A 21,525-nucleotide genomic window follows, 5' to 3' on the forward strand; every position below is an offset into this window, starting at 1 on the left:
CATCTTGAAATAGGGATTCCAAGATACTCCCCGTTCAGCCCGCCGCGAAGGGGCTGACAGATGGAGCGGGGCAGGTCGCCCATCAGCGCGAAGGCGTCCAGCTTCGTCCACGATCCGCCCGGTGGGCGCCCGTGCGCCGCGACCCTGCCCCCCTGAATCGCCTACCAGCTCTCTGGACGGCGGCGTACGGGTCGCGGACACCCTGCCTCCGACGCATCGGCATCTCCGTACGGCTGGCGCGGGACTACGCATAGCCTTATCTTGGAACGACCGTTTCAAGAATCGCTCGCGGGTACCCCCCGGACGCTTCCTCGCGTCCGGCCCCGCTCCAGTCGCCAACCAGGAGGAACGAGCACCGTGGCCACCCTCAACACCGAACTTCGCACCTTCTACGAAGCGCGTCAGCAGCAGATCCCGGCCGGGATCCGGGAGATCATGCAGCGGGCCGGGCAGGACCTGGCCGATTCCGGCCAGGCCGACCGCGCCCTGACAGCGGGCGACAAGGCCCCGCGCTTCAGCCTCCCCTCCGCGACCGGGCGGACCCTGTCCCTGGACGCCCTGCTCGCCGAGGGCCTGGTGGTCCTGACCTTCTACCGCGGTGCCTGGTGCCCGTACTGCAACATCGCCCTGCGCTCTCTCCAGCAGCACCACGACGCCATCACCGAACGTGGTGCCCGCCTGGTGGCCGTCTCCCCGCAGATCCCCGATGAGTCCCTCACCCTGACCGAGAAGCACGGCCTCGCCTTCGACGTCCTCAGCGACATCGGCTCCGACACAGCCAAGCAGTACGGCCTCGCCTTCGACCTCCCCGACGACCTCGCCGCCGTCTACGACAAGCTCGGCTTCGATCTCCAGCGCGTCAACGCCGGCCACCCCCGCACCCTGCCGCTGCCCGCCACGTACGTCATCGACCGCGACGGCCTGATCCGCTGGGCCTTCGTCGACACCGACTACACCACCCGCGCCGAACCGGCCGACATCCTCGCCACGCTCGACGCGCTGGCCTGACGCGGGCAGCCCGACCAGCGCCACGAGTGCTGTCAGAGCCTGTCAGGCGCGGCGAGTCCGGCCGCACCGAAGGAGACGTCGACTGGCTGAAGCCGTGCGCGGATACCGAGGCGAGGAGGGCGACCCGGACAAACGGTCCGCCGTGGCCGAGCTGCTCCGCATCGCGGGTCGCACGGACGAGGCACTCGCCTGGCTCCGCCGCGTCTCGCAGACCGGTGACCCGTACGCCTGGCGTCAGTGCGCCGAACTGCTGGAAGCGGCCGGTCACTTGCAGGACGCGCAGGGCATGCGGCGGTACGGCTGGGAGCCCTACGGTGATATCTCAAGACCGTGGAGGGCGGCCCCGCAGGCAGCTCTGCGGCTGGGCCACGTCCGAACAGCCGGAGACTGATGCGGAGCATGCCGGCGCTGGGGCACCACTACCGTGCAGCCAACAGAAACTCCGTCGGGTGACGTGTCAGACCCGTGCGCCGGACTCCTGCTCATGTCCCCACGATCCGACATGGCTCTCGAGATCCACCTCAAAAGGATCCTCTCTGCCGCCACGGCGGAAACTGTGCGGAGCGCAGTCACCGGTACTCAGGCGGCAATGTCCGAGGTGCCCACCTGGATCGGGACTCGGATTGGATGTTTACGGGCCGCGCGCTCGAATTCCTTCGCGATCTCTCGCTGCATCCTCTCGATGCCCCGCTTGTTGATCTCGGACCCTGCCATGCGCGGTCTCCTGCCGTCAGCGACGTCAAGAAGCCCAATGAGCACCACCGACACCACCGACAACGGGGCCCTCACGGCATGTGGCGGCCGCACGCGGTGCGGCGAGACAGGTCACGCCGACTCCGATTCGGGCTCCGCGCACCGTGGTCCGCACGAGCCGCCCTGAACTGCTGATGTGCGTACGTGATTTCGCAGGCATGGCCCGCGATAGTGAGGCAAGCCACACGAAACGCGTTTCGTCACTTGAGACGGCTGGAATCTCGAGTCGTCCTGAGTGGCCCGTGTGCGTCGCGGGGTGACCGCTCTGCCTCGGCTTGGGGCATACGGAGGGCACGCCAGCCTTGAATTGGACTGGACAACAAACAAGGCCCAGATCGATGACCTGGGCCTTCTTCATGGAGCGGGTGACGAGAATCGAACTCGCGCTCTCAGCTTGGGAAGCTGATGTTCTACCATTAAACTACACCCGCGCAAGACGCCGACCGAGGTCGGTGCCTGGACGCTCCGTCACTCTACCTCATCGTCGGCCCCCGGTGTTCGCGCCGCGGGGCCGGCGGGCGTTGGGGCGGAGTGATGCCGCTGCGGGGGGCCGGAGTTGAGGCGTACGGTGGACGCGTGGGAGAGGTGCCGGGAGGGGCCGGAGTGCCGCCTGGAGAGTCGTCTCTTTGATCCCGTACTGTGGCTTTTGTCGTCAGGATAGTAAGCCAGACGCGGCTCTTGGGGAAGGGACTTGAAGAACTTGATGGATCGCACCGTCCTCCGCTGTGCCGATGGGCACGTGTTCACCGCCGCCTCGTTCCCGATGCAGCAGGCCGAGCGACTCGGCCCCGGCCGGCTCGTCCGATGTCCGCGGTGTGCGCGGCTGCGGAGTGCCGTGCCGGTGGGTTCGGAGAAGCGGTAGCTCACACCCCGGGTGGGTTCACGCGCGCGGCGTGGCGGCGGTTGTCGCTGCTCCGCGCGCCTTGCGTATCCTCGGTGCGTGCTTCTCTCAGACAAGGACATCCGGGCCGAGATCGATTCCGGGCGGGTCCGCATCGATCCCTTCGACGACTCCATGGTGCAGCCGTCGAGTATCGACGTGCGCCTCGACCGCTACTTCCGGGTGTTCGAGAATCACCGGTACCCGCACATCGACCCCTCCGTCGAACAGGCGGATCTGACCCGGCTCGTCGAGCCGGAGGGGGACGAGCCGTTCATCCTGCACCCCGGCGAGTTCGTGCTGGCCAGTACGTACGAGGTCGTCTCGCTGCCCGATGATCTCGCCTCGCGGCTGGAGGGGAAGAGCTCGCTGGGGCGGCTCGGGCTCGTCACGCACTCCACCGCCGGGTTCATCGACCCCGGTTTCTCCGGGCATGTGACGCTCGAGCTCAGCAATCTCGCGACCCTGCCCATCAAGCTGTGGCCGGGGATGAAGATCGGGCAGCTGTGCATGTTCCGGCTCACCTCGCCGGCCGAGCACCCGTACGGGAGCGAGCGGTACGGGTCCCGTTACCAGGGCCAGCGGGGGCCGACCGCCTCCCGGTCCTTCATCAACTTCCATCGGACCCAGGTATGAGCCGGGTATGAGCAGCGAGAACGCAGGCGGGACGCGGGTATGAGCGACGTTCGGGAGAATCTGACCTACGAGCAGTTCGGCGTCGCCGTGCGCGAACTCGCGCAGGCCGTCGCAGATGACGGGTACGAGCCGGACATAGTGCTCTCCATCGCGCGCGGCGGAGTGTTCGTGGCCGGTGGGCTGGCCTACGCCCTCGACTGCAAGAACATCCACCTCGTGAACGTGGAGTTCTACACCGGGGTCGGGACCACGCTCGAGATGCCGGTCATGCTGGCGCCCGTGCCGAATGTCATCGACTTCTCCCGGAAGAAGGTCCTCATCACGGACGACGTCGCCGACACCGGCAAGACGCTCAAGCTGGTGCGGGACTTCTGCCTCGACACCGTCGCCGAGGTCCGCAGCGCCGTGATCTATGAGAAGTCCCACTCGCTCGTCCAGTGCGAGTACGTGTGGAAGCGGACCGATGAGTGGATCAACTTTCCGTGGTCCGTCCAGCCCCCGGTCGTGCGGCGGGCCGGGCAGGTGCTCGACGCCTGACGTCCGGCGGCTCAGGGACGACGCGGGCGTGTGAAGGGCCCCCGGCGCGACACCGGGGGCCCTTCACACGCCTGTCAGGCCGTCGTCAGAAGGTGCCCAGCTTCACGATCGACAGCAGCGCGATCAGCTGGATCGCCGACGCGCCGAGCGCCTTCGGCCAGGGCAGGTCGTGCGAGCGGCTGACCATCAGGGTCAGCAGGGCGCCGGCCGCGACCCAGGTGGCCCAGCCGAGGACCTGGACGAAGGACGCGTCGCCGCCGAGGAACATCGCGAAGACCAGGCGCGGGGCGTCAGTGAGCGACATGATCAGCATCGAGAGGCCGACCGTGGGCTGCCAGGCGCCGTCGCCGCCGAGCTGGCGGGCCAGGGTGTGGGTGACCACGCCCAGGACGAACGCGCTCAGCACCATCGCCACGGCCGTGGTCAGGACGATCGGGACCGCGTTCGAGAGGGTGGCGTTGATCGCCTCCTCGCGGGCGCCGTCGAAGCCGAAGACCGCCAGCAGCCCGTAGAGGAACGTAACGATGAGCGCCGGGACCCACATCGCGTAGTCCCGCATCTGGAGGAAGGTCTGGTTGGGGGCGAGCACCACGCCCCTCAGGAGGGCCTTCCAGTGCAGGCGGGGGCCGACCGGGCCGGGGGGCGGGGCGGAGCCGGCGCGGTAGGTCCCGCCCTGGTTGTAGGGGTCGTCGCCGACGGTGAACGCCTGGGTGTGACCAGGGTTGTTGGCCGCGTACGGGTCGTGCGGGGCCTGGGCTCCGTGGTGGCCGCCCTGGCCGTAGCCGCCGTCGCCGAAGTACTCCGGCTCGCCGTGCCCGCCGCCGTGGTGCGGCTGGGGCCACGGTGAGCCGCCGGAGCCGGGGCCGGGGCCGGGGGCGCCACCCCCGTACGGCTGCTGCGGGTACGGCTGCTGAGGCGTCGCGGGACCGCCGTACGGCGGTCCCTGGGGCGCCTGCTGTCCGTACGGAGGGTGTTGCGGTCGCGCGTTGGGAGCGCCGTTGTTCCGGCCGCGTCCGATCCTGAATCCAGCCACGCCTTCGAACGTACCTGGTCCCGGAGAGTGACGTGCGGGGCCCGGCCTTTCGGGGCGGCCTTTGCGGCCGACCTGTGACATCCCCTACGGGGGTTGACCGGGGTGTCCCCTAGGGGGCAGCAGGGGCGCTCGGAACCTGACGAGCTGCTGTGGGCCGGTGGTTCGGACGGGTAAGGCCCACGGGACCGGGACCGGGACCGGGACGGGGACGGGGAGGCGCACGGACCTCCTCGCCGTCGGCGACTTCGACGATGGAGACGCCCACCTCGTGGTCCCGGTCCCATAGGTGGGCCCTGCGGTCCCGGTCCCGGGAACGGCGGCGGCCCCCGACCCGCTCGGGTCGGGGGCCGCCGTACGTCAAACGGCCGGGGCCGGGTCGGGGGCGGTTACTTCACCGGCTCCGGTGTCGGCTCGCTCTCCGTCTCCGGCTCGCCCGCCGGGTCGGCCGGGGTCTTGACGGAGTCCAGCAGGAGCTGGGCGACGTCGACGACCTGGATGGACTCCTTGGCCTTGCCGTCGTTCTTCTTGCCGTTGACCGAGTCGGTCAGCATGACGAGGCAGAACGGGCAGGCGGTGGAGACGATGTCCGGGTTGACCGAGAGGGCCTCGTCGACGCGCTCGTTGTTGATGCGCTTGCCGATCCGCTCCTCCATCCACATCCGCGCGCCACCGGCGCCGCAGCAGAAGCCGCGCTCCTTGTGGCGGTGCATCTCCTCGTTGCGGATGCCCGGGACGCTGGCGATGATCTCGCGCGGGGGCGTGTAGATCTTGTTGTGGCGGCCCAGGTAGCACGGGTCGTGGTACGTGATGATGCCCTCGACCGGGGTGACCGGGAGCAGCTTGCCCTCGTCCACCAGGTGCTGGAGCAGCTGGGTGTGGTGGATGACCTCGTAGTCGCCGCCGAGCTGCGGGTACTCGTTGCCGAGGGTGTTGAGGCAGTGCGGGCAGGTGGCGACGATCTTCTTGGCCGACTTCGGCTTCGCCGACTCGGGCAGCACCTTGCCGTCGTCGTCCATCTCCTCGCCGAAGGCGGCGTTGAGGGACATGACGTTCTCCATGCCGAGCTCCTGGAACAGGGGCTCGTTGCCGAGGCGGCGCGCCGAGTCACCGGTGCACTTCTCGTCGCCGCCCATGATCGCGAACTTGACGCCCGCGATGTGGAGGAGCTCGGCGAAGGCCTTGGTGGTCTTCTTGGCGCGGTCCTCCAGGGCGCCGGCGCAGCCGACCCAGTAGAGGTACTCGACCTCGGTGAGGTCCTCGATGTCCTTGCCGACGACCGGGACCTCGAAGTCGAGTTCCTTGAGCCACTCCAGGCGCTGCTTCTTCGCCAGGCCCCAGGGGTTGCCCTTCTTCTCCAGGTTCTTGAGCATCGTGCCCGCCTCGGACGGGAACGCCGACTCGATCATGACCTGGTAGCGGCGCATGTCGACGATGTGGTCGACGTGCTCGATGTCCACCGGGCACTGCTCGACGCAGGCGCCGCAGGTGGTGCAGGACCACAGGACGTCCGGGTCGATGACGCCGTTCTCCTCGACGGTGCCGATCAGCGGGCGCTCGGCCTCGGCGAGGGCGGCTGCCGGGACGTTCGCCAGCTGCTCCTCGGACGCCTTCTCCTCGCCCTCCATGGTCTTGCCGCCGCCGGCCAGCAGGTAGGGGGCCTTGGCGTGCGCGTGGTCGCGCAGGGACATGATCAGGAGCTTGGGGGAGAGCGGCTTGCCGGTGTTCCAGGCGGGGCACTGCGACTGGCAGCGGCCGCACTCGGTGCAGGTGGAGAAGTCGAGCAGGCCCTTCCAGGAGAAGTGCTCGACCTGGGAGACGCCGAAGACGTCGTCGTCGCCGGGGTCGGTGAAGTCGATCGGCTTGCCGCCGGACGTCATCGGCAGCAGCTCGCCGAGGGCGGTGCCGCCCTTCGCGTCGCGCTTGAACCAGATGTTGGGGAAGGCGAGGAAGCGGTGCCAGGCCACGCCCATGTCGGTCTTCAGGGCGACCGTGATCATCCAGATGAAGGAAGTCGCGATCTTCAGGCCGGCGAAGAAGTAGACGAGGTTCTGGAGCGTGGAGACGTCCAGGTCCCCGAGCGCGGAGACGACCGGGTACGAGATGAAGAACGACGCCTCGTAGCCGTCCACGTGGTGGAGGGCGCCCTCGAGGGCGTGCAGCATGAAGATGCAGACGCCGACGATGAGGATGACGGCCTCGACGAAGTACGCCTGGCCGAAGTTGGAACCGGCGAAGCGGGACTTGCGGCCGGGCTTGTTCGGCTTGCTCAGCTGGCGGATCCCGATCAGGACCAGGATGCCGAGCACCGTCATCGTGCCGATGAACTCGACGAAGACGTTGTACGGCGCCCAGTCGCCGATGACCGGCAGGATCCAGTCGGCCTCGAACAGCTGGCCGATCGCGTTGACGATCGTCAGCAGCAGGGAGAAGAAGCCCACCGCCACGAACCAGTGCGCCACCCCGACGATGCCCCAGCGGTTCATCCGGGTGTGGCCGAGGAACTCCCTGACCACGGTGATGGTGCGCTGTGCGGGGTCGTCGGTCCGCGTACCTGCCGGTACCGGCTGGCCCAGCCGCATGGAGTTGTAGATCTGCAGGACGGCGCGGCCGAACAGTGCGACGCCGACCACGATCAGGACCAGCGACACGATGATCGCGGCGAGTTGCATTTGGGGCTCCTCGGGCCTGCGAGGTTTCGAGGGGGGCGGTATTACTAAGCGGTAACTTAGGTAGTTCGTCTGAGACTACCCCCATCCTCCGCCGCACTGTAGCCGGACGTGCGGTGATCTGCGTCGCTGAGGCAACCCTGACCGCCGGGCCCGGCCGCCGGGCCTGACCGCCGGGCCCGGTCGGCGGGGTCGGCGTCGCATTGCGCCGGACGCGCCATTCATCGCAAATCATGATATTCGGCATGATTCAGGCATAGGTTGTGCCCGTGCTCTACGGGATCGCTGCAGCCACCGCCTCTTTCCTCCTCGCCGCCCTGCTCACCGCGCTGCTGAGGGTGCCCGCCCTGCGCCTCGCCCTGGTCGACCGGCGACGGCAGCGCCCCGTCCCCCTGCTCGGCGGAGTGGCCGTCGTCCTCGTCACCGGGTTGGTCGCGTGGGCCGGTGACTGGACCGGCGTCGTGCCGGTGGGCTCGGTGGTCGGCCGGCTGCTCGTGGCCGGGACCGCCGTCGGCGCGCTCGGCCTGGCCGCCGACGTCTGGCGGCTGCGGCGGCGCTGGCTGCTCGCGGGGACGGCCGTCGCGGCGGCGTGCGTGGTGCCGTACGACGTGACCGGACCGGTGGCCGGGGCGCTCGCCGTGGGCTGGATCGCGCTGGTCGCCGTCGCCTTCCGGGGGCTGGACCACGCCGACGGGGTGGCCGGCACGGTGGGTGTGGTCACCGCCTTCGGCGTCGCCGCCTGCGCCGCCGCCGAGCTCATGGACGGGCTGGCGGTGCTGCTGAGTGCGCTGGCCGCCGCACTGACCGGTTTCCTGCTGCACAACTGGCATCCGGCGCGGATCGCCCTCGGGGCGTGCGGGTCGCTCTTCGCGGGCTTCCTGCTCGCCGGGGCGGCCGTGTTCACCCGGGCGGGGCACGAACCCGGGGCCGGCGCCGGGGTGCTGTTCGCGCTGACCGCCCTGGTGGGCGCCGACGTCGTCCTCGTGCTCCTCTCGCGGCGGCTGGCCGGGCGGCCCCTGCTGCGCGGCGGGCCCGATCATCTCGCCCACCGGCTGCGGCGGCTCGGGCTCACTCCGCAGGGCGCGGTGGTGGTCCTCGGCGCGGCCTCGTTCTGCGGGGTACTCGTGGGCGCGCTCGTGCACACCGGCTGGGCGGGGGAGGCGGCGGTGCTGTGGGTGGCGGGCGTGGCGGCGGTGGGGGTGCTGGGGCTGCTGCGGGTACGGGTGTACGAGCCTCGGCGGGCGGGGGCGGGCCCCCGGATCCGTGTGCCGGCGGGGGCGGAGCCCCGAACCCGTGTGCCGGCGGGGGCGGACCCCCGGCCCCGTGCGTCAGCGGGGGCGGACCCCCGGGCCCGTGTGCCGGCGGGGGCGGATCCCCGGACTCGTGTACCGGCGGGGGCGGAGCCCCGGACTCGTGTGCCGACGGGGGCGGACCCCCGGCCCCGTGCGTCGGCGGGGGCGGAGCCCCCGGCCCGTGCGTCACTCCACGGGCCGCGCGCGGAACCGCGGGGCAGGTCTCAGGAGTCCCCGGAGGCAACGGACGCTCCGTCGCGTGCGTCCTCCCGGGCGTCGATTTTTCCGGTTCGTCAAGGCAGGCGCGGGGAAGAAGCCCAGGTCAGCGCGCCGTTGCGCGTAAGGAACGGATAAGAGTTGAGCCTGCTCGACTCACCTCTGTTGACGCATTGGAAGGCGTCCTGCACACTTGAGCCTGTTCCACTCAAGTCAGCTGGAGGTTATTCACCATGGCACGTGCGGTCGGCATCGACCTGGGCACGACTAACTCCGTCGTCAGCGTTCTGGAGGGCGGCGAGCCCACCGTCATCACCAACGCCGAGGGCGCCAGGACCACGCCGTCCGTCGTCGCCTTCGCCAAGAACGGTGAGGTGCTGGTCGGCGAGGTGGCCAAGCGTCAGGCGGTCACGAACGTCGACAGGACCATCCGGTCGGTCAAGCGCCACATGGGCACCGACTGGAAGATCAACCTGGACGGCAAGGACTTCAACCCGCAGCAGATCAGCGCCTTCGTGCTGCAGAAGCTGAAGCGGGACGCCGAGTCCTACCTGGGCGAGAAGGTGACCGACGCGGTCATCACCGTCCCGGCGTACTTCAACGACGCCGAGCGCCAGGCCACCAAGGAGGCCGGTGAGATCGCGGGCCTCAACGTCCTGCGCATCGTCAACGAGCCGACGGCCGCCGCGCTGGCGTACGGCCTCGACAAGGACGAGCAGATCATCCTCGTCTTCGACCTCGGTGGCGGTACGTTCGACGTCTCGCTGCTGGAGATCGGCGACGGTGTCGTCGAGGTGAAGGCCACCAACGGTGACAACCACCTCGGTGGTGACGACTGGGACCAGCGCGTCGTCGACTACCTGGTCAAGCAGTTCCAGTCCGGCCACGGCGTGGACCTGTCCAAGGACAAGATGGCCCTCCAGCGCCTCCGCGAGGCCGCCGAGAAGGCCAAGATCGAGCTGTCCTCGTCCACCGAGACCTCGATCAACCTCCCGTACATCACGGCCTCCGCCGAGGGCCCGCTGCACCTGGACGAGAAGCTCACGCGCGCCCAGTTCCAGCAGCTGACGGCCGACTTGCTGGAGCGCTGCAAGACGCCGTTCCACAACGTCATCAAGGACGCAGGCATCCAGCTCAGCGAGATCGACCACGTCGTTCTCGTGGGTGGCTCCACCCGTATGCCCGCCGTCGCCGAGCTGGTCAAGGACCTGACCGGCGGCAAGGACGCCAACAAGGGCGTCAACCCGGACGAGGTCGTCGCCATCGGCGCCGCCCTGCAGGCCGGTGTCCTCAAGGGCGAGGTCAAGGACGTCCTGCTCCTCGACGTCACCCCGCTGTCCCTCGGCATCGAGACCAAGGGCGGCATCATGACCAAGCTGATCGAGCGGAACACGACGATCCCGACGAAGCGTTCGGAGATCTTCACCACCGCCGAGGACAACCAGCCCTCCGTGCAGATCCAGGTCTACCAGGGCGAGCGCGAGATCGCGGCGTACAACAAGAAGCTCGGTATGTTCGAGCTGACCGGTCTGCCCCCGGCGCCGCGCGGCGTCCCGCAGATCGAGGTCGCCTTCGACATCGACGCCAACGGCATCATGCACGTCACGGCGAAGGACCTCGGCACCGGCAAGGAGCAGAAGATGACCGTCACCGGCGGCTCCTCGCTGCCGAAGGACGAGGTCGACCGGATGCGCCAGGAGGCCGAGAAGTACGCGGAGGAGGACCACGCCCGCCGCGAGGCCGCCGAGTCCCGCAACCAGGGCGAGCAGCTCGTCTACCAGACGGAGAAGTTCCTCAAGGACAACGAGGACAAGGTCCCGGGCGAGATCAAGACCGAGGTCGAGGAGGCCGTCGCCGAGCTGAAGGAGAAGCTCAAGGGCGAGGACACCGCCGAGATCCGCACCGCCACGGAGAAGGTCGCCGCCGTCTCGCAGAAGCTGGGCTCGGCCATGTACGCCGACGCGCAGGGTGCGCAGGCCGCCGGCGGCGAGGCCCCGGGTGCCGGTGCCACCGCCGGTGACAAGGGTGGCGACGACGACGTCGTCGACGCCGAGATCGTGGACGACGAGCGCAAGGACGGTGCCGCGTGACGGAGGAGACCCCGGGCTTCGAGGAGAAGCCTGACGTCCCCTCCGGCGCCACCCCTGACGACGCCGAGCCGCAGGCCGCCTCCGAAGAGGGGGCGGCCCCGGCCGGGGACGCGAGCGAGAACGCGGGCCTGGTGGCCCAGCTGGACCAGGTGCGCACGGCGCTGAACGAGCGCACGGCGGACCTCCAGCGACTCCAGGCCGAGTACCAGAACTACCGTCGCCGGGTCGAGCGGGACCGCGTCGCGGTCAAGGAGGTCGCCGTCGCGAACCTCCTGTCCGAAGTGCTTCCCGTACTCGACGACATCGGTCGCGCCCGGGAGCACGGCGAACTCGTCGGCGGCTTCAAGTCCGTCGCGGAGTCGCTGGAGTCGACCGTGGCCAAGCTGGGCCTCCAGCAGTTCGGCAAGGAGGGCGAACCTTTCGACCCGACGATCCACGAGGCCCTGATGCACTCCTACGCGCCGGACGTCACCGAGACGACGTGCGTCGGGATTCTCCAGCCCGGGTACCGGATCGGCGAGCGCACCATCCGCCCCGCGCGGGTGGCGGTGGCCGAGCCGCAGCCGGGTGCCCAGCCGGCCAAGCCGGCCGAGGAGAACGCCGAGGCGCAGGCCGACTCCGCTCAGGACGCCGGGAGCAAGGAGAGCGGTGGCCCGGAGGAGGGCTGAGCTCGAAGTGACGAGAGAGGAGGGACGTCGGGGATGAGCACCAAGGACTTCATCGAGAAGGACTACTACAAGGTCCTCGGCGTCCCCAAGGACGCCACCGAGGCCGAGATCAAGAAGGCGTACCGGAAGCTCGCCCGCGAGTACCACCCGGACGCCAACAAGGGGAACGTCAAGGCGGAGGAGCGCTTCAAGGAGATCTCCGAGGCCAACGACATCCTCGGTGACCCCAAGAAGCGCAAGGAGTACGACGAGGCCCGCAGCCTCTTCGGCAACGGCGGGTTCCGCCCGGGGCCGGGCGCGGGCGGCGGCGGCACCTTCAACTTCGACCTGGGCGACCTCTTCGGAGGCGGCGCCCAGGGCGGGGGCCAGGGCGGCGCCGGCGGCTTCGGCGGCGGCCTCGGTGACGTCTTCGGGGGCCTGTTCAACCGCACCGGCGCCGGCGGCCCCGGCACCGGCACGCGGACCCAGCCCAGGCGCGGCCAGGACATCGAGTCCGAGGTCACCCTGAGCTTCACGGAGGCCATCGAGGGCGCGACGGTCCCGCTGCGGATGTCCTCGCAGGCACCCTGCAAGGCCTGTTCGGGCACCGGCGACAAGAACGGCACGCCGCGCGTGTGCCCGACCTGCGTCGGCACCGGCCAGGTCGCCCGTGGCTCGGGCGGTGGCTTCTCGCTCACCGACCCGTGCCCGGACTGCAAGGGCCGCGGCCTGATCGCGGAGGACCCCTGCGACGTCTGCAAGGGCTCCGGGCGGGCCAAGTCGTCCCGGACGATGCAGGTCCGCATCCCGGCCGGAGTGTCGGACGGGCAGCGCATCCGGCTGCGCGGCAAGGGCACGCCGGGCGAGCGGGGCGGACCGGCGGGCGACCTGTACGTGGTCGTCCACGTCAAGGAACACCCCGTCTTCGGCCGCAGGGGCGACAACCTCACGGTCACCGTCCCGGTGACGTACGCCGAGGCAGCCCTCGGCGGCGAGGTCAGGGTTCCGACGCTGGGCGGCCCGCCCGTCACGCTGAAGCTGCCGGCGGGCACTCCGGGCGGCCGGACCATGCGCGCCAGGGGCAAGGGCGCGGTCCGCAAGGACGGCACCCGCGGAGACCTTCTGGTCACCGTCGAGGTGAGTGTTCCGAAGGACCTGACGGGGAAGGCTCGTGATGCGCTGGAGGCGTATCGCGAGGCGACCGCGGACGAGGATCCGCGGGCGGAGCTGTTCCAGGCCGCGAAGGGAGCTTGACGGAGATGGACGGTCGTCGACGCAATCCGTATGAACTGACCGAGGACACCCCGGTCTACGTCATCTCGGTGGCGGCCCAGCTCTCCGGCCTGCACCCGCAGACGCTGCGCCAGTACGACCGCCTCGGCCTGGTCTCCCCGGACCGCACGGCCGGCCGCGGCCGGCGCTACTCGGCCCGCGACATCGAACTGCTCCGCACCGTGCAGCAGTTGTCGCAGGACGAGGGCATCAACCTGGCAGGCATCAAGCGCATCATCGAACTGGAGAACCAGGTCGCCGCGCTCCAGGCCCGCCTGGCGGAGCTGCAGGACGCCCTCGACGGCGCGGCCACGGCGATGCGCCAGCGCGAGGCGGCGGTACACGCCTCGTACCGCCGCGACCTGGTCCCGTACCAGGAGGTACAGCAGACCAGCGCCCTGGTGGTGTGGCGGCCCAAGCGGCACGGCCAGTCCCCGGACTGACGGTCCGCACCAGGCGGAACGGCGACGACCGGCCCGGAGGCTCCACCGGTTCCACCCGGCCCTCCGGGCCGTTTCGCAACGTTGCTGTCTCATTGGTCTAGTACTTCTTGACGATTTCGTGAAGACAGCGTTGGCTTCCCTCACCTGGGTCACCACAACACCCGTGTGTCGGAAGGTAAGCGCAGTGAACAGCCGTGCCCGTCGTATCGCCATATCCGTGGCCGCGTCCATGATGACCCTCTCGCTGGCCTCCTGTGGTGCGCTGGGCGCGTCCGAGAGCAGTGACGCGGCGAGCCCGACCAAGGGCAACGACATCACGGTGGCCCTGCTGCTCCCGGAGAAGGCGAACACCCGCTACGAGCAGTTCGACTACCCGTACTTCAAGGCGAAGGTCGCCGACCTCACGCGCGACCAGGGCAACGTCAAGTACGCCAACGCCGAGGCGAACGCCTCGAAGCAGGCCGACCAGATGCAGCAGATGATCGACGACAAGGTCGACGTGATCGTCCTGGACGCGGTCGACGCGAAGTCCATCGGCGACAGCGTGCAGAAGGCCAAGGACGCCGGCATCCCCGTCATCGCCTACGACCGGCTGGCCGAGGGCCCGATCGACGCCTACATCTCCTTCGACAACGAGCTGGTCGGCGAGGTGCAGGGCCGCTCCCTCGTCGAAGCGCTCGGCGACGGCGCGGACAGCTCCGACAAGATCGTCATGATGAACGGCTCGCCCACCGATCCGAACGCCAAGCAGTTCAAGGCCGGGGCGATGTCCGAGCTGAACGGCAAGGTGACGATCGCCCAGTCCTTCGACACCAAGGACTGGAAGCCGGAGAACGCCGAGGCGAACATGGCCGAGGCGATCGAGAAGATCGGCAAGAACGACATCGCGGGCGTCTACTCCGCCAACGACGGCATGGCGGGCGGCGTCATCAAGGCCCTGGAGGACGCGGGCGTCACCGACCTGCCGCCCATCACCGGCCAGGACGCGGAACTCTCCGCGGTGCAGCGGATCGTCACCGGCGAGCAGTACATGAGCGTGTACAAGTCCTACCCGCAGGAGGCCGAGAACGCCGCGGAGATGGCCGTGGCGCGGGTGCAGGGCCGGGACATCCAGTTCGAGGCGCTCGCCCGCGACAAGGTCGACAGCCCCACCCACAAGGGCGTCCCCGCGCAGCTCGTCCCGGTCGTCGCCCTGACACAGGACAACATCAAGAGCACCGTCGTCGCGGACGGCTTCTACAAGATCTCCGACATCTGCACCGCCAAGTACGCGGCGGACTGCACGGAGATCGGCCTGAAGTAGCCGGTCGTCCGGCCCCGGCGGACTGCCCGGACACACCGGTGGTAACCGGTGCTTTCCGGCCGCCGTCCCGCGCCGAGCCGTGTTGCGGACCCGGTCCCGGCCGCGCATAGTTGCGCTGCGGAAAGAGCCGGAACCGGGGGTGGGATGGGCGATGGCCGGGCACGGGGCGGATGAGCATCCTCACGGTGCCGACCGGCTGTGCGCGGCCGGGGACCGCGTGTACTCCCGGGCCGTACGACGCGGCCGGGTGCCCCGCCGGGACGCCGAGCCGGTCCCCTGCCTCCTCGAACTGGCCCTGCTGCACCCGGACCCCGACGACATGGACTGGCTGGTGCCGACCTCCCCGCAGGAGGTCATGACCCGGCTGCTGCGCGGGGTCCACGACGAGGTCAACGCCAGTCAGCGGCGGGTGGGCTCCGCGGTGGAGGCCTTCGAGCGGTACGCGGGTCTCGGCCGCCAGCTGAGGACCCCGGCCGGTACGGAGGGCACGGCGATCCGCGTCCTGGACGGTCTGTCCCGCATCCAGGCCGCGATGGACGAGGCGACGCAGGCGTGCACGACGGAGGTGCTCACCGTCCAGCCCGGCGGCATCCGGCGCGAGCCGGAGCTGTCGGAAGGCCTGCACCGGGCGCTGGCGCTGCGCGGGCGCGGGGTGCGGATGCGGGACCTGTACACGCACGTCGCCCGGCACGGCCAGGGCCTGCTCAACTACCTGGAGCTGATGGGCGACGCGGTGGAGGCCCGCACCCTGGACGAGGTGATCGACCGCCTCATCCTCTTCGACCGCACGGTCGCCTTCATCCCGGCCAACACCGACCGCACGATGGCCCTGGAGCTACGCCATCCCGCCTTGGTCGCCTACCTGGTCACGGTCTTCGAACGCCTGTGGCGCCTGGCGATCCCCCTGACGGCCCCGCTCCCCGACACCGGCATCGAGGGCATCTCCCACCGCGAGCAGTCCATCGCGGCGCTGCTGGCGGAGGGCCACCAGGACGCGGTGATCGCGGAGCGGCTGGGCATAAGCGTCCGCACGGCGCGGGCACACATCGCCCGCCTGTCGGAGACGCTGGGAGCGGCCAGCCGTACCCAGTTGGGGGTGCGCATCGCGCAGGCCGGCCTGGACGGCGCCGCGAGCCTGCCCGCCACGCTCAGCGTGCCCGATCAGGCTCCTGGTCGAGGATCCCCGACCGGCCGATGAGGAAGCCGAGCTGCGCCCGGCTCTCGCTGCCGAGGGTGGCGGCGAGTTTGGCGATGTGGACGCGGGCGGTCCGGACGTTCATGCCGAGGCGGTCGGCGATGACGTTGTCGGTGTGGCCCTCGACGAGGAGGGCGGCTATGGCTAGTTGGCGCGGGGTGATGCCGTTGAGCGTGGGTTGCGGGACCGCCTGCGGGTGCATGGGGGTGGCCAGGTGCCAGAGGCGGTCGAAGGTGTTGATGAAGTAGGCGACCAGGGCGGGGTGGCGGACTTCGAGGGCGAGTGACCGGTCGGTGCTGGCGGGGATGAAGGCGACGGTGCGGTCCACGATGATGAGACGGTCGGTGACCTCATCGAGGGTGCGCGCCTCCACATCGCCTGTCAGTTGCTCGTAGCGGGCGCGTGAGTACGCGGCGTGCCGTGCGGTGTGCTGGTAGAGCGCGCGCATGCGAGCGCCGCGGTCGAGGAAGGCCTGGTCCCGCTTGATGGCCCCTTCGAGGATGTCGGGGCGCCTGGTGACCTTCGAATCGTAGGGCTGAATCGCCAGCACCTCGTGCCTGCCCTCGACCATGGCTTCCGCGATGGCCCGCCCCGTGCGCTCCTTGCTGCCGAGGATTCTGAGCGCCGGAGTGTCCTCGCTCGCCGCCGCGCGCGTGCCCAGGCGCATGAGGGGTTCGAAGACGTCCGCCAGGTGTTCACCGCGCCGGCGCTCGCGGGCTATGCGGTCTTCCGACGTCCGCAGCAGTCGCCGCAGGGCGACGGTCGGTGCGGTCGGCTCCAGCCGGTCCAGGTCGTCGATGGCCGGGTGGAGGAGGCCGTTGTCGATCAGACAAGGTGCTGTCGCTGCCGTGGCGCTGGGCACACCGCCCTCACGCAGTGCGCGGGAGTACAGCTCGAGACCCGTCTCGCACAGTGCCTCGTCTCCGTGCCGGTGCGTCTCGTCGGTCATGAATGGCTTTCCCCCCCGAGGTCCCGGTGCTCCTGCTCCAGGATCCCTGACTGGGCTATGAGGAAGCCGAGCTGGGCACGGCTTCCGCTGCCCAGGGCCGTCGCCAGTTTCGCGATGTGGGCCCGGCAGGTGCGCACGTTCATACCGAGGCGGCGGGCGATGGCCTCGTCGACGTGGCCCTCCACGAGAAGCTTGGCGATGGAGTGCTGGATGTCGGTGATGCCGTCAGGAGCGGTCTCGTACGGGGCGCCCGCGCTCAGGGGGACAGCCCGGCCCCACATGAACTCGAACACCTTGGTCAGGTAACTGACGAGGCCCGGGTGGCGGATCTCCAAGGCCACCTGCCGATCGTCGCGAACGGGGATGAACGCGACCGTGTCGTCGCAGATGATCAGACGCTCGACCAGTTCGTCGATGGTGCGGTACTCCGCCTTTCCGTTGGAGAACCGGTCCACGTAGGCCAGCCGTTCCGCACTGTAGCGGGCTGTGTGCTGGTACAGCGTTCGGATGCGTACACCGCGCTCGGTCAGTGTTTTGTCACGCTCCAGGCCTTCGACCAGCCGACGCTCCGGATGGCGGGCACTGGGCTGGACCGTCAGTACCTCGTTCTTGCACTGGTCCGTGGCCAGATCGAGAGCGGAGTTGATGCGGTCGAGTCCTTCCAGCACGGTGATCGAGTGGATCGGCGCCGCACCCTGCGCGCTGAGGGTCATGAACGGCTCGAAGACCTGCGCCAACTCGACCGATGTCCGCCTGCGGTCCGCGATCTCCCGCTCGATCGGATTGAGCCGCTGGGCCAGAGCGATCCCCGGCTGGACAGGGCGCAGCCAGTTGGCGTCGTCCGGGTCGGGGTGCAGGAGGGCGAGATCTATCAGGCACGGGGCGTGGCCCGCCTCCACGCGGGTGATACGTCCAGTGCGCAGCGCGTTCGCGTAGAGACGCCCTCCCTCCTCGCAGAGTTCGGTAATCCCGTGGGGATGTGCCATATTGGTCCGATTTGTTGTCAAATCTCCACCCCCCAGGGTCCTGAACGTGCAGGAACATGATGCACCGATCGTGTGGCCATGACGTGCCTGAATGAGCCATCGTCTTATCCGACGGGGGAAGAGGGGACCTTCAAGTGAGGACGAAGCCGACTATGTCTAAGAGAATGCTTCGCTCGGTGCTTGTCGCCGCCTTCTCCGCCGTCGTGGCCTTCGGAGCACTGAATGGCCTCGTTACTGCGCAGGGCGACGAGCGAGCGAACGGTGTCGAGTCAGTGATGGAGGTGTCCGCCGCGTCCGCCGGCGGGGACGGGACTGCCACCACGGATGACACGGTGTGGTCGTGACATGACTACTCCACCCGACGACCGCTCCTTCCGCCGCGAAATGGCCACCGCCTACCGCTCGGGCTGGCACTTCATCGACCTGGTCACCGCGATCCCCCACGCCGGTGACTCCCTGATGGTGACCGTCTTCGGTGAGCCGGTCGTCGTCACGCTGGACGATGACGGTGACGTACGGGCGTACCGGTGTCTGCGGCGGCCTCGGGGAGCGCCGCAGCCCGTGCGGTGTGCCATCCGATACGGAATGATCTTTGTGAACCTGGACCAGAGGGACCACCGGCTCGTGCAGCCGGAGGCCCCCGAAGTGAGGACCATCTCGGCCACCCCCCGCAGTGCCTGACGCGATTCCCCCGTCGTAACAAATCGCTCAGGTGCTTCCCCCCGGCAGCGGCGTCACCGTGACCTGAACACGGTGACGCCGCTGTCGTTTGTGGTGACATTTCGGGGTAACGCCCTGTCGTCGGCCTGACTGAAAAGCTCTTGCGCGGCGCCGGTGGCCACACGGGGCCCTCGTGTCACACCCGGACGGGCCCCGCCGCCGTTTCTTCCTTGAGTGGAATAGACTCAACTTTGTGTACGTTGTCTGAGTCAGCACTGGGAGACACGGCCGGACCGCCGACGGCCGACGCGAGGAGGGAAGCCAGAACGTGGACGCCGAGCTGACCAACCGGAGCCGGGACGCGATCAACGCGGCCAGCAACCGGGCCGTGACCGAGGGGAACGCCGACCTCACCCCCGCCCACCTGCTCCTGGCTCTGCTCCAGGGGCAGGACAACGAGAACATCACCGACCTGCTCGCCGCCGTCGAGGCCGACCTCGCCGCCGTGCGCACCGGCGCCGAGCGCATCATCGCCGGGCTGCCCAGCGTGACCGGGTCCACGGTCGCACCGCCGCAGCCCAACCGTGAGATGCTCGCCGTGGTCGCCGACGCCCAGGCCCGCGCCAAGGAGCTCGGGGACGAGTACCTCTCCACCGAGCACCTGCTCCTCGGCATCGCCGCGAAGGGCGGCGCGGCCGGTGAGGTACTGGAGGGGCAGGGTGCCAGTGCGAAGAAGCTGCGGGAAGCCTTCCGCAAGGCCAGGGGAGGGCGCAGGGTGACCACCGCCGACCCCGAGGGCCAGTACAAGGCGCTGGAGAAGTTCGGCACCGACCTCACCGCCTCCGCCCGGGAGGGCAGGCTCGACCCGGTCATCGGGCGGGACCAGGAGATCCGGCGGGTCGTGCAGGTGCTGTCCCGCCGCACCAAGAACAACCCCGTCCTCATCGGCGAGCCCGGCGTCGGCAAGACCGCCGTGGTGGAAGGACTCGCCCAGCGCATCGTCAAGGGGGACGTGCCCGAGTCGCTCAAGGACAAGCGGCTGGTCGCCCTGGACCTCGGGGCGATGGTCGCCGGGGCCAAGTACCGGGGCGAGTTCGAGGAACGGCTGAAGACCGTCCTCGCCGAGATCAAGGACTCCGACGGGCAGATCATCACCTTCATCGACGAGCTGCACACCGTCGTGGGGGCCGGCGCCGGCGGCGACTCCGCCATGGACGCCGGGAACATGCTCAAGCCCATGCTCGCGCGCGGTGAGCTGCGCATGGTGGGTGCGACCACACTGGACGAGTACCGGGAGCGGATCGAGAAGGACCCGGCGCTGGAGCGCAGGTTCCAGCAGGTGCTGGTCGCCGAGCCGACCGTCGAGGACTCCATCGCGATCCTGCGCGGGCTCAAGGGGCGCTACGAGGCCCACCACAAGGTGCAGATCGCGGACAGCGCGCTGGTGGCCGCCGCCACGCTCTCCGACCGGTACATCACCTCCCGCTTCCTGCCCGACAAGGCCATCGACCTCGTCGACGAGGCCGCCTCGCGGCTGCGCATGGAGATCGACTCATCCCCCGTCGAGATCGACGAACTCCAGCGTGCCGTGGACCGGCTCAAGATGGAGGAGCTGGCGATCGGCAAGGAGACCGACGCCGCCTCGCTCGAACGGCTGGAGCGGCTGCGGCGCGACCTCGCCGACAAGGAGGAGGAGCTGCGCGGCCTCACCGCCCGCTGGGAGAAGGAGAAGCAGTCCCTCAACCGGGTCGGCGAGCTGAAGGAGAAGCTCGACGAACTGCGCGGCCAGGCCGAACGCGCCCAGCGCGACGGCGACTTCGACACCGCCTCCAAGCTCCTGTACGGCGAGATCCCGACCCTGGAGCGTGACCTGGAGGCCGCCTCCGAGGCGGAGGAGGAGGTCGCGAGGGACACCATGGTCAAGGAGGAGGTCGGCGCCGACGACATCGCGGACGTCGTCGCCTCCTGGACCGGCATCCCCGCCGGGCGGCTGCTGGAGGGCGAGACGCAGAAGCTGCTGCGGATGGAGGACGAGCTGGGCAAGCGGCTCATCGGGCAGGGGGAGGCCGTGCGGGCCGTCTCCGACGCCGTACGCCGCAGCAGGGCCGGGATCGCCGATCCCGACCGGCCCACCGGGTCGTTCCTCTTCCTCGGCCCGACCGGCGTCGGCAAGACCGAGCTGGCCAAGGCGCTCGCCGACTTCCTCTTCGACGACGAGCGGGCCATGGTCCGCATCGACATGTCGGAGTACAGCGAGAAGCACAGCGTCGCCCGGCTGGTCGGCGCCCCGCCCGGATACGTCGGGTACGAGGAGGGCGGCCAGCTCACCGAGGCCGTGCGGCGGCGCCCGTACAGCGTCGTGCTGCTCGACGAGGTCGAGAAGGCGCACCCCGAGGTCTTCGACATCCTGCTCCAGGTGCTGGACGACGGGCGCCTCACCGACGGACAGGGCCGCACCGTCGACTTCCGCAACACCATCCTGGTCCTCACCTCCAACCTGGGCAGCCAGTACCTGGTCGACCCGCTGACCGGCGAGGCGGAGAAGAAGGAGCAGGTCCTGGAGGTGGTCCGGGCCTCCTTCAAGCCGGAGTTCCTCAACCGGCTCGACGACCTCGTGGTCTTCTCGGCGCTGAGCAAGGACGAGCTGAGCCGGATCGCGCGGCTCCAGATCGGCGCCCTGGCCCGGCGGCTCGCCGAGCGCCGCCTCACCCTGGAGGTCACGGACGAGGCCCTGGAGTGGCTGGCCGTCGAGGGCATGGACCCGGCGTACGGCGCCCGCCCGCTGCGCCGCCTCGTGCAGACCGCGATCGGCGACCGGCTCGCCCGGGAGATCCTCTCCGGCGAGATCAAGGACGGCGACACGGTCCGCGTGGACCGCGCCGGCGACGCCCTGATCGTCGGCCCGGCCACGAGCGGCAAAACGCTGTAGGCACGGCGCGCGATCCGGGGTCGGCCGGCC

Annotated in this window: 18 protein-coding genes and 1 tRNA gene; 13 read left to right on the forward strand and 6 right to left on the reverse strand. The window is 69.6% G+C overall.

What is annotated here, in order from left to right; translation table 11 throughout:
* The first annotated feature begins 357 nt into the window (after positions 1-357).
* Both ACZ4V1_RS12190 and ACZ4V1_RS12195 read left to right on the forward strand, forming a co-directional pair.
* Complete coding sequence (locus ACZ4V1_RS12190; protein WP_468333256.1) at positions 358-1,008, forward strand: peroxiredoxin-like family protein; 651 nt, start codon at positions 358-360, stop codon at positions 1,006-1,008.
* 94 nt (positions 1,009-1,102) lie between these two features.
* Entirely contained in the window at positions 1,103-1,399 is a 297-nt protein-coding gene (locus tag ACZ4V1_RS12195) for a hypothetical protein (protein ID WP_468333259.1), read from the forward strand.
* Between the two features lie 188 nt (positions 1,400-1,587).
* Here the strand turns inward: ACZ4V1_RS12195 and ACZ4V1_RS12200 are convergent, their stop codons facing one another.
* Together ACZ4V1_RS12200 and ACZ4V1_RS12205 are read right to left on the reverse strand one after the other, a co-directional pair.
* Complete coding sequence (locus tag ACZ4V1_RS12200) at positions 1,588-1,722, reverse strand: hypothetical protein (protein ID WP_468333262.1); 135 nt, start codon at positions 1,720-1,722, stop codon at positions 1,588-1,590.
* A 396-nt stretch (positions 1,723-2,118) separates the two neighbouring features.
* A tRNA-Gly gene (locus ACZ4V1_RS12205) sits at positions 2,119-2,192 on the reverse strand.
* A gap of 509 nt (positions 2,193-2,701) precedes the next feature.
* Between ACZ4V1_RS12205 and dcd the strand changes: the two genes are divergently transcribed.
* Both dcd and ACZ4V1_RS12215 read left to right on the forward strand, forming a co-directional pair.
* The gene (gene dcd, locus ACZ4V1_RS12210; protein WP_239765110.1) at positions 2,702-3,277 is read left to right on the forward strand and encodes a dCTP deaminase; all 576 of its coding nucleotides are present in this window, start codon (positions 2,702-2,704) and stop codon (positions 3,275-3,277) included.
* A 39-nt stretch (positions 3,278-3,316) separates the two neighbouring features.
* A complete protein-coding gene (locus tag ACZ4V1_RS12215; protein WP_121748162.1) occupies positions 3,317-3,814 on the forward strand; it encodes a phosphoribosyltransferase in 498 nt (165 codons plus the stop codon).
* A gap of 85 nt (positions 3,815-3,899) precedes the next feature.
* Here ACZ4V1_RS12215 and ACZ4V1_RS12220 read toward each other — a convergent pair whose 3' ends face one another.
* Both ACZ4V1_RS12220 and ACZ4V1_RS12225 read right to left on the reverse strand, forming a co-directional pair.
* On the reverse strand, positions 3,900-4,928 hold the full coding sequence (locus ACZ4V1_RS12220; RefSeq protein WP_468333267.1) for a Yip1 family protein: 1,029 nt from the start codon (positions 4,926-4,928) through the stop codon (positions 3,900-3,902).
* Positions 4,929-5,233: 305 nt separating this feature from the next.
* Positions 5,234-7,516 (reverse strand): (Fe-S)-binding protein, encoded by a 2,283-nt coding sequence (locus ACZ4V1_RS12225; protein WP_468333270.1) that lies wholly within the window; start codon positions 7,514-7,516, stop codon positions 5,234-5,236.
* A gap of 260 nt (positions 7,517-7,776) precedes the next feature.
* Here ACZ4V1_RS12225 and ACZ4V1_RS12230 point away from each other — a divergent pair, with 260 nt between their 5' ends.
* The 7 genes from ACZ4V1_RS12230 (at position 7,777) to ACZ4V1_RS12260 (ending at position 15,974) form a co-directional block, all read left to right on the forward strand.
* The gene (locus ACZ4V1_RS12230) at positions 7,777-9,159 is read left to right on the forward strand and encodes an MraY family glycosyltransferase (protein WP_468333272.1); all 1,383 of its coding nucleotides are present in this window, start codon (positions 7,777-7,779) and stop codon (positions 9,157-9,159) included.
* 95 nt (positions 9,160-9,254) lie between these two features.
* Positions 9,255-11,111 (forward strand): molecular chaperone DnaK, encoded by a 1,857-nt coding sequence (gene dnaK / locus ACZ4V1_RS12235; protein ID WP_468333275.1) that lies wholly within the window; start codon positions 9,255-9,257, stop codon positions 11,109-11,111.
* Positions 11,108-11,779: a nucleotide exchange factor GrpE gene (grpE, locus tag ACZ4V1_RS12240; RefSeq protein ID WP_468333278.1), complete on the forward strand. Its 672-nt coding sequence runs from the start codon at positions 11,108-11,110 to the stop codon at positions 11,777-11,779. Before dnaK ends, grpE begins: the two co-directional genes overlap by 4 nt.
* A 33-nt stretch (positions 11,780-11,812) precedes the next feature.
* Complete coding sequence (gene dnaJ, locus ACZ4V1_RS12245; protein ID WP_468333281.1) at positions 11,813-13,012, forward strand: molecular chaperone DnaJ; 1,200 nt, start codon at positions 11,813-11,815, stop codon at positions 13,010-13,012.
* A gap of 5 nt (positions 13,013-13,017) precedes the next feature.
* Positions 13,018-13,473 carry a heat shock protein transcriptional repressor HspR gene (locus ACZ4V1_RS12250; protein WP_468333284.1) on the forward strand — a complete coding sequence of 152 codons (456 nt, stop codon included), beginning with the start codon at positions 13,018-13,020 and terminating at the stop codon, positions 13,471-13,473.
* 184 nt (positions 13,474-13,657) lie between these two features.
* Complete coding sequence (locus tag ACZ4V1_RS12255; protein WP_468333287.1) at positions 13,658-14,776, forward strand: sugar ABC transporter substrate-binding protein; 1,119 nt, start codon at positions 13,658-13,660, stop codon at positions 14,774-14,776.
* Positions 14,777-14,927: 151 nt separating this feature from the next.
* On the forward strand, positions 14,928-15,974 hold the full coding sequence (locus tag ACZ4V1_RS12260; protein WP_468333290.1) for a helix-turn-helix transcriptional regulator: 1,047 nt from the start codon (positions 14,928-14,930) through the stop codon (positions 15,972-15,974).
* On the opposite strand, the gene ACZ4V1_RS12265 is transcribed toward ACZ4V1_RS12260, so the two are convergent.
* Both ACZ4V1_RS12265 and ACZ4V1_RS12270 read right to left on the reverse strand, forming a co-directional pair.
* Positions 15,925-16,920 carry a helix-turn-helix transcriptional regulator gene (locus ACZ4V1_RS12265; RefSeq protein ID WP_468333293.1) on the reverse strand — a complete coding sequence of 332 codons (996 nt, stop codon included), beginning with the start codon at positions 16,918-16,920 and terminating at the stop codon, positions 15,925-15,927. The genes ACZ4V1_RS12260 and ACZ4V1_RS12265 overlap by 50 nt on opposite strands.
* Positions 16,917-17,906 carry a helix-turn-helix transcriptional regulator gene (locus ACZ4V1_RS12270; protein ID WP_468333296.1) on the reverse strand — a complete coding sequence of 330 codons (990 nt, stop codon included), beginning with the start codon at positions 17,904-17,906 and terminating at the stop codon, positions 16,917-16,919. Before ACZ4V1_RS12270 ends, ACZ4V1_RS12265 begins: the two co-directional genes overlap by 4 nt.
* 345 nt (positions 17,907-18,251) lie before the next feature.
* On the opposite strand from ACZ4V1_RS12270, the gene ACZ4V1_RS12275 reads away from it, so the two are divergent.
* A complete protein-coding gene (locus tag ACZ4V1_RS12275; protein WP_468333299.1) occupies positions 18,252-18,587 on the forward strand; it encodes a hypothetical protein in 336 nt (111 codons plus the stop codon).
* 307 nt (positions 18,588-18,894) lie between these two features.
* A complete protein-coding gene (gene clpB, locus ACZ4V1_RS12280; protein ID WP_468333302.1) occupies positions 18,895-21,495 on the forward strand; it encodes an ATP-dependent chaperone ClpB in 2,601 nt (866 codons plus the stop codon).
* Positions 21,496-21,525 lie beyond the last annotated feature (30 nt).

The sequence above is a fragment of the Streptomyces sp. NPDC028991 genome, assembly GCF_055564775.1.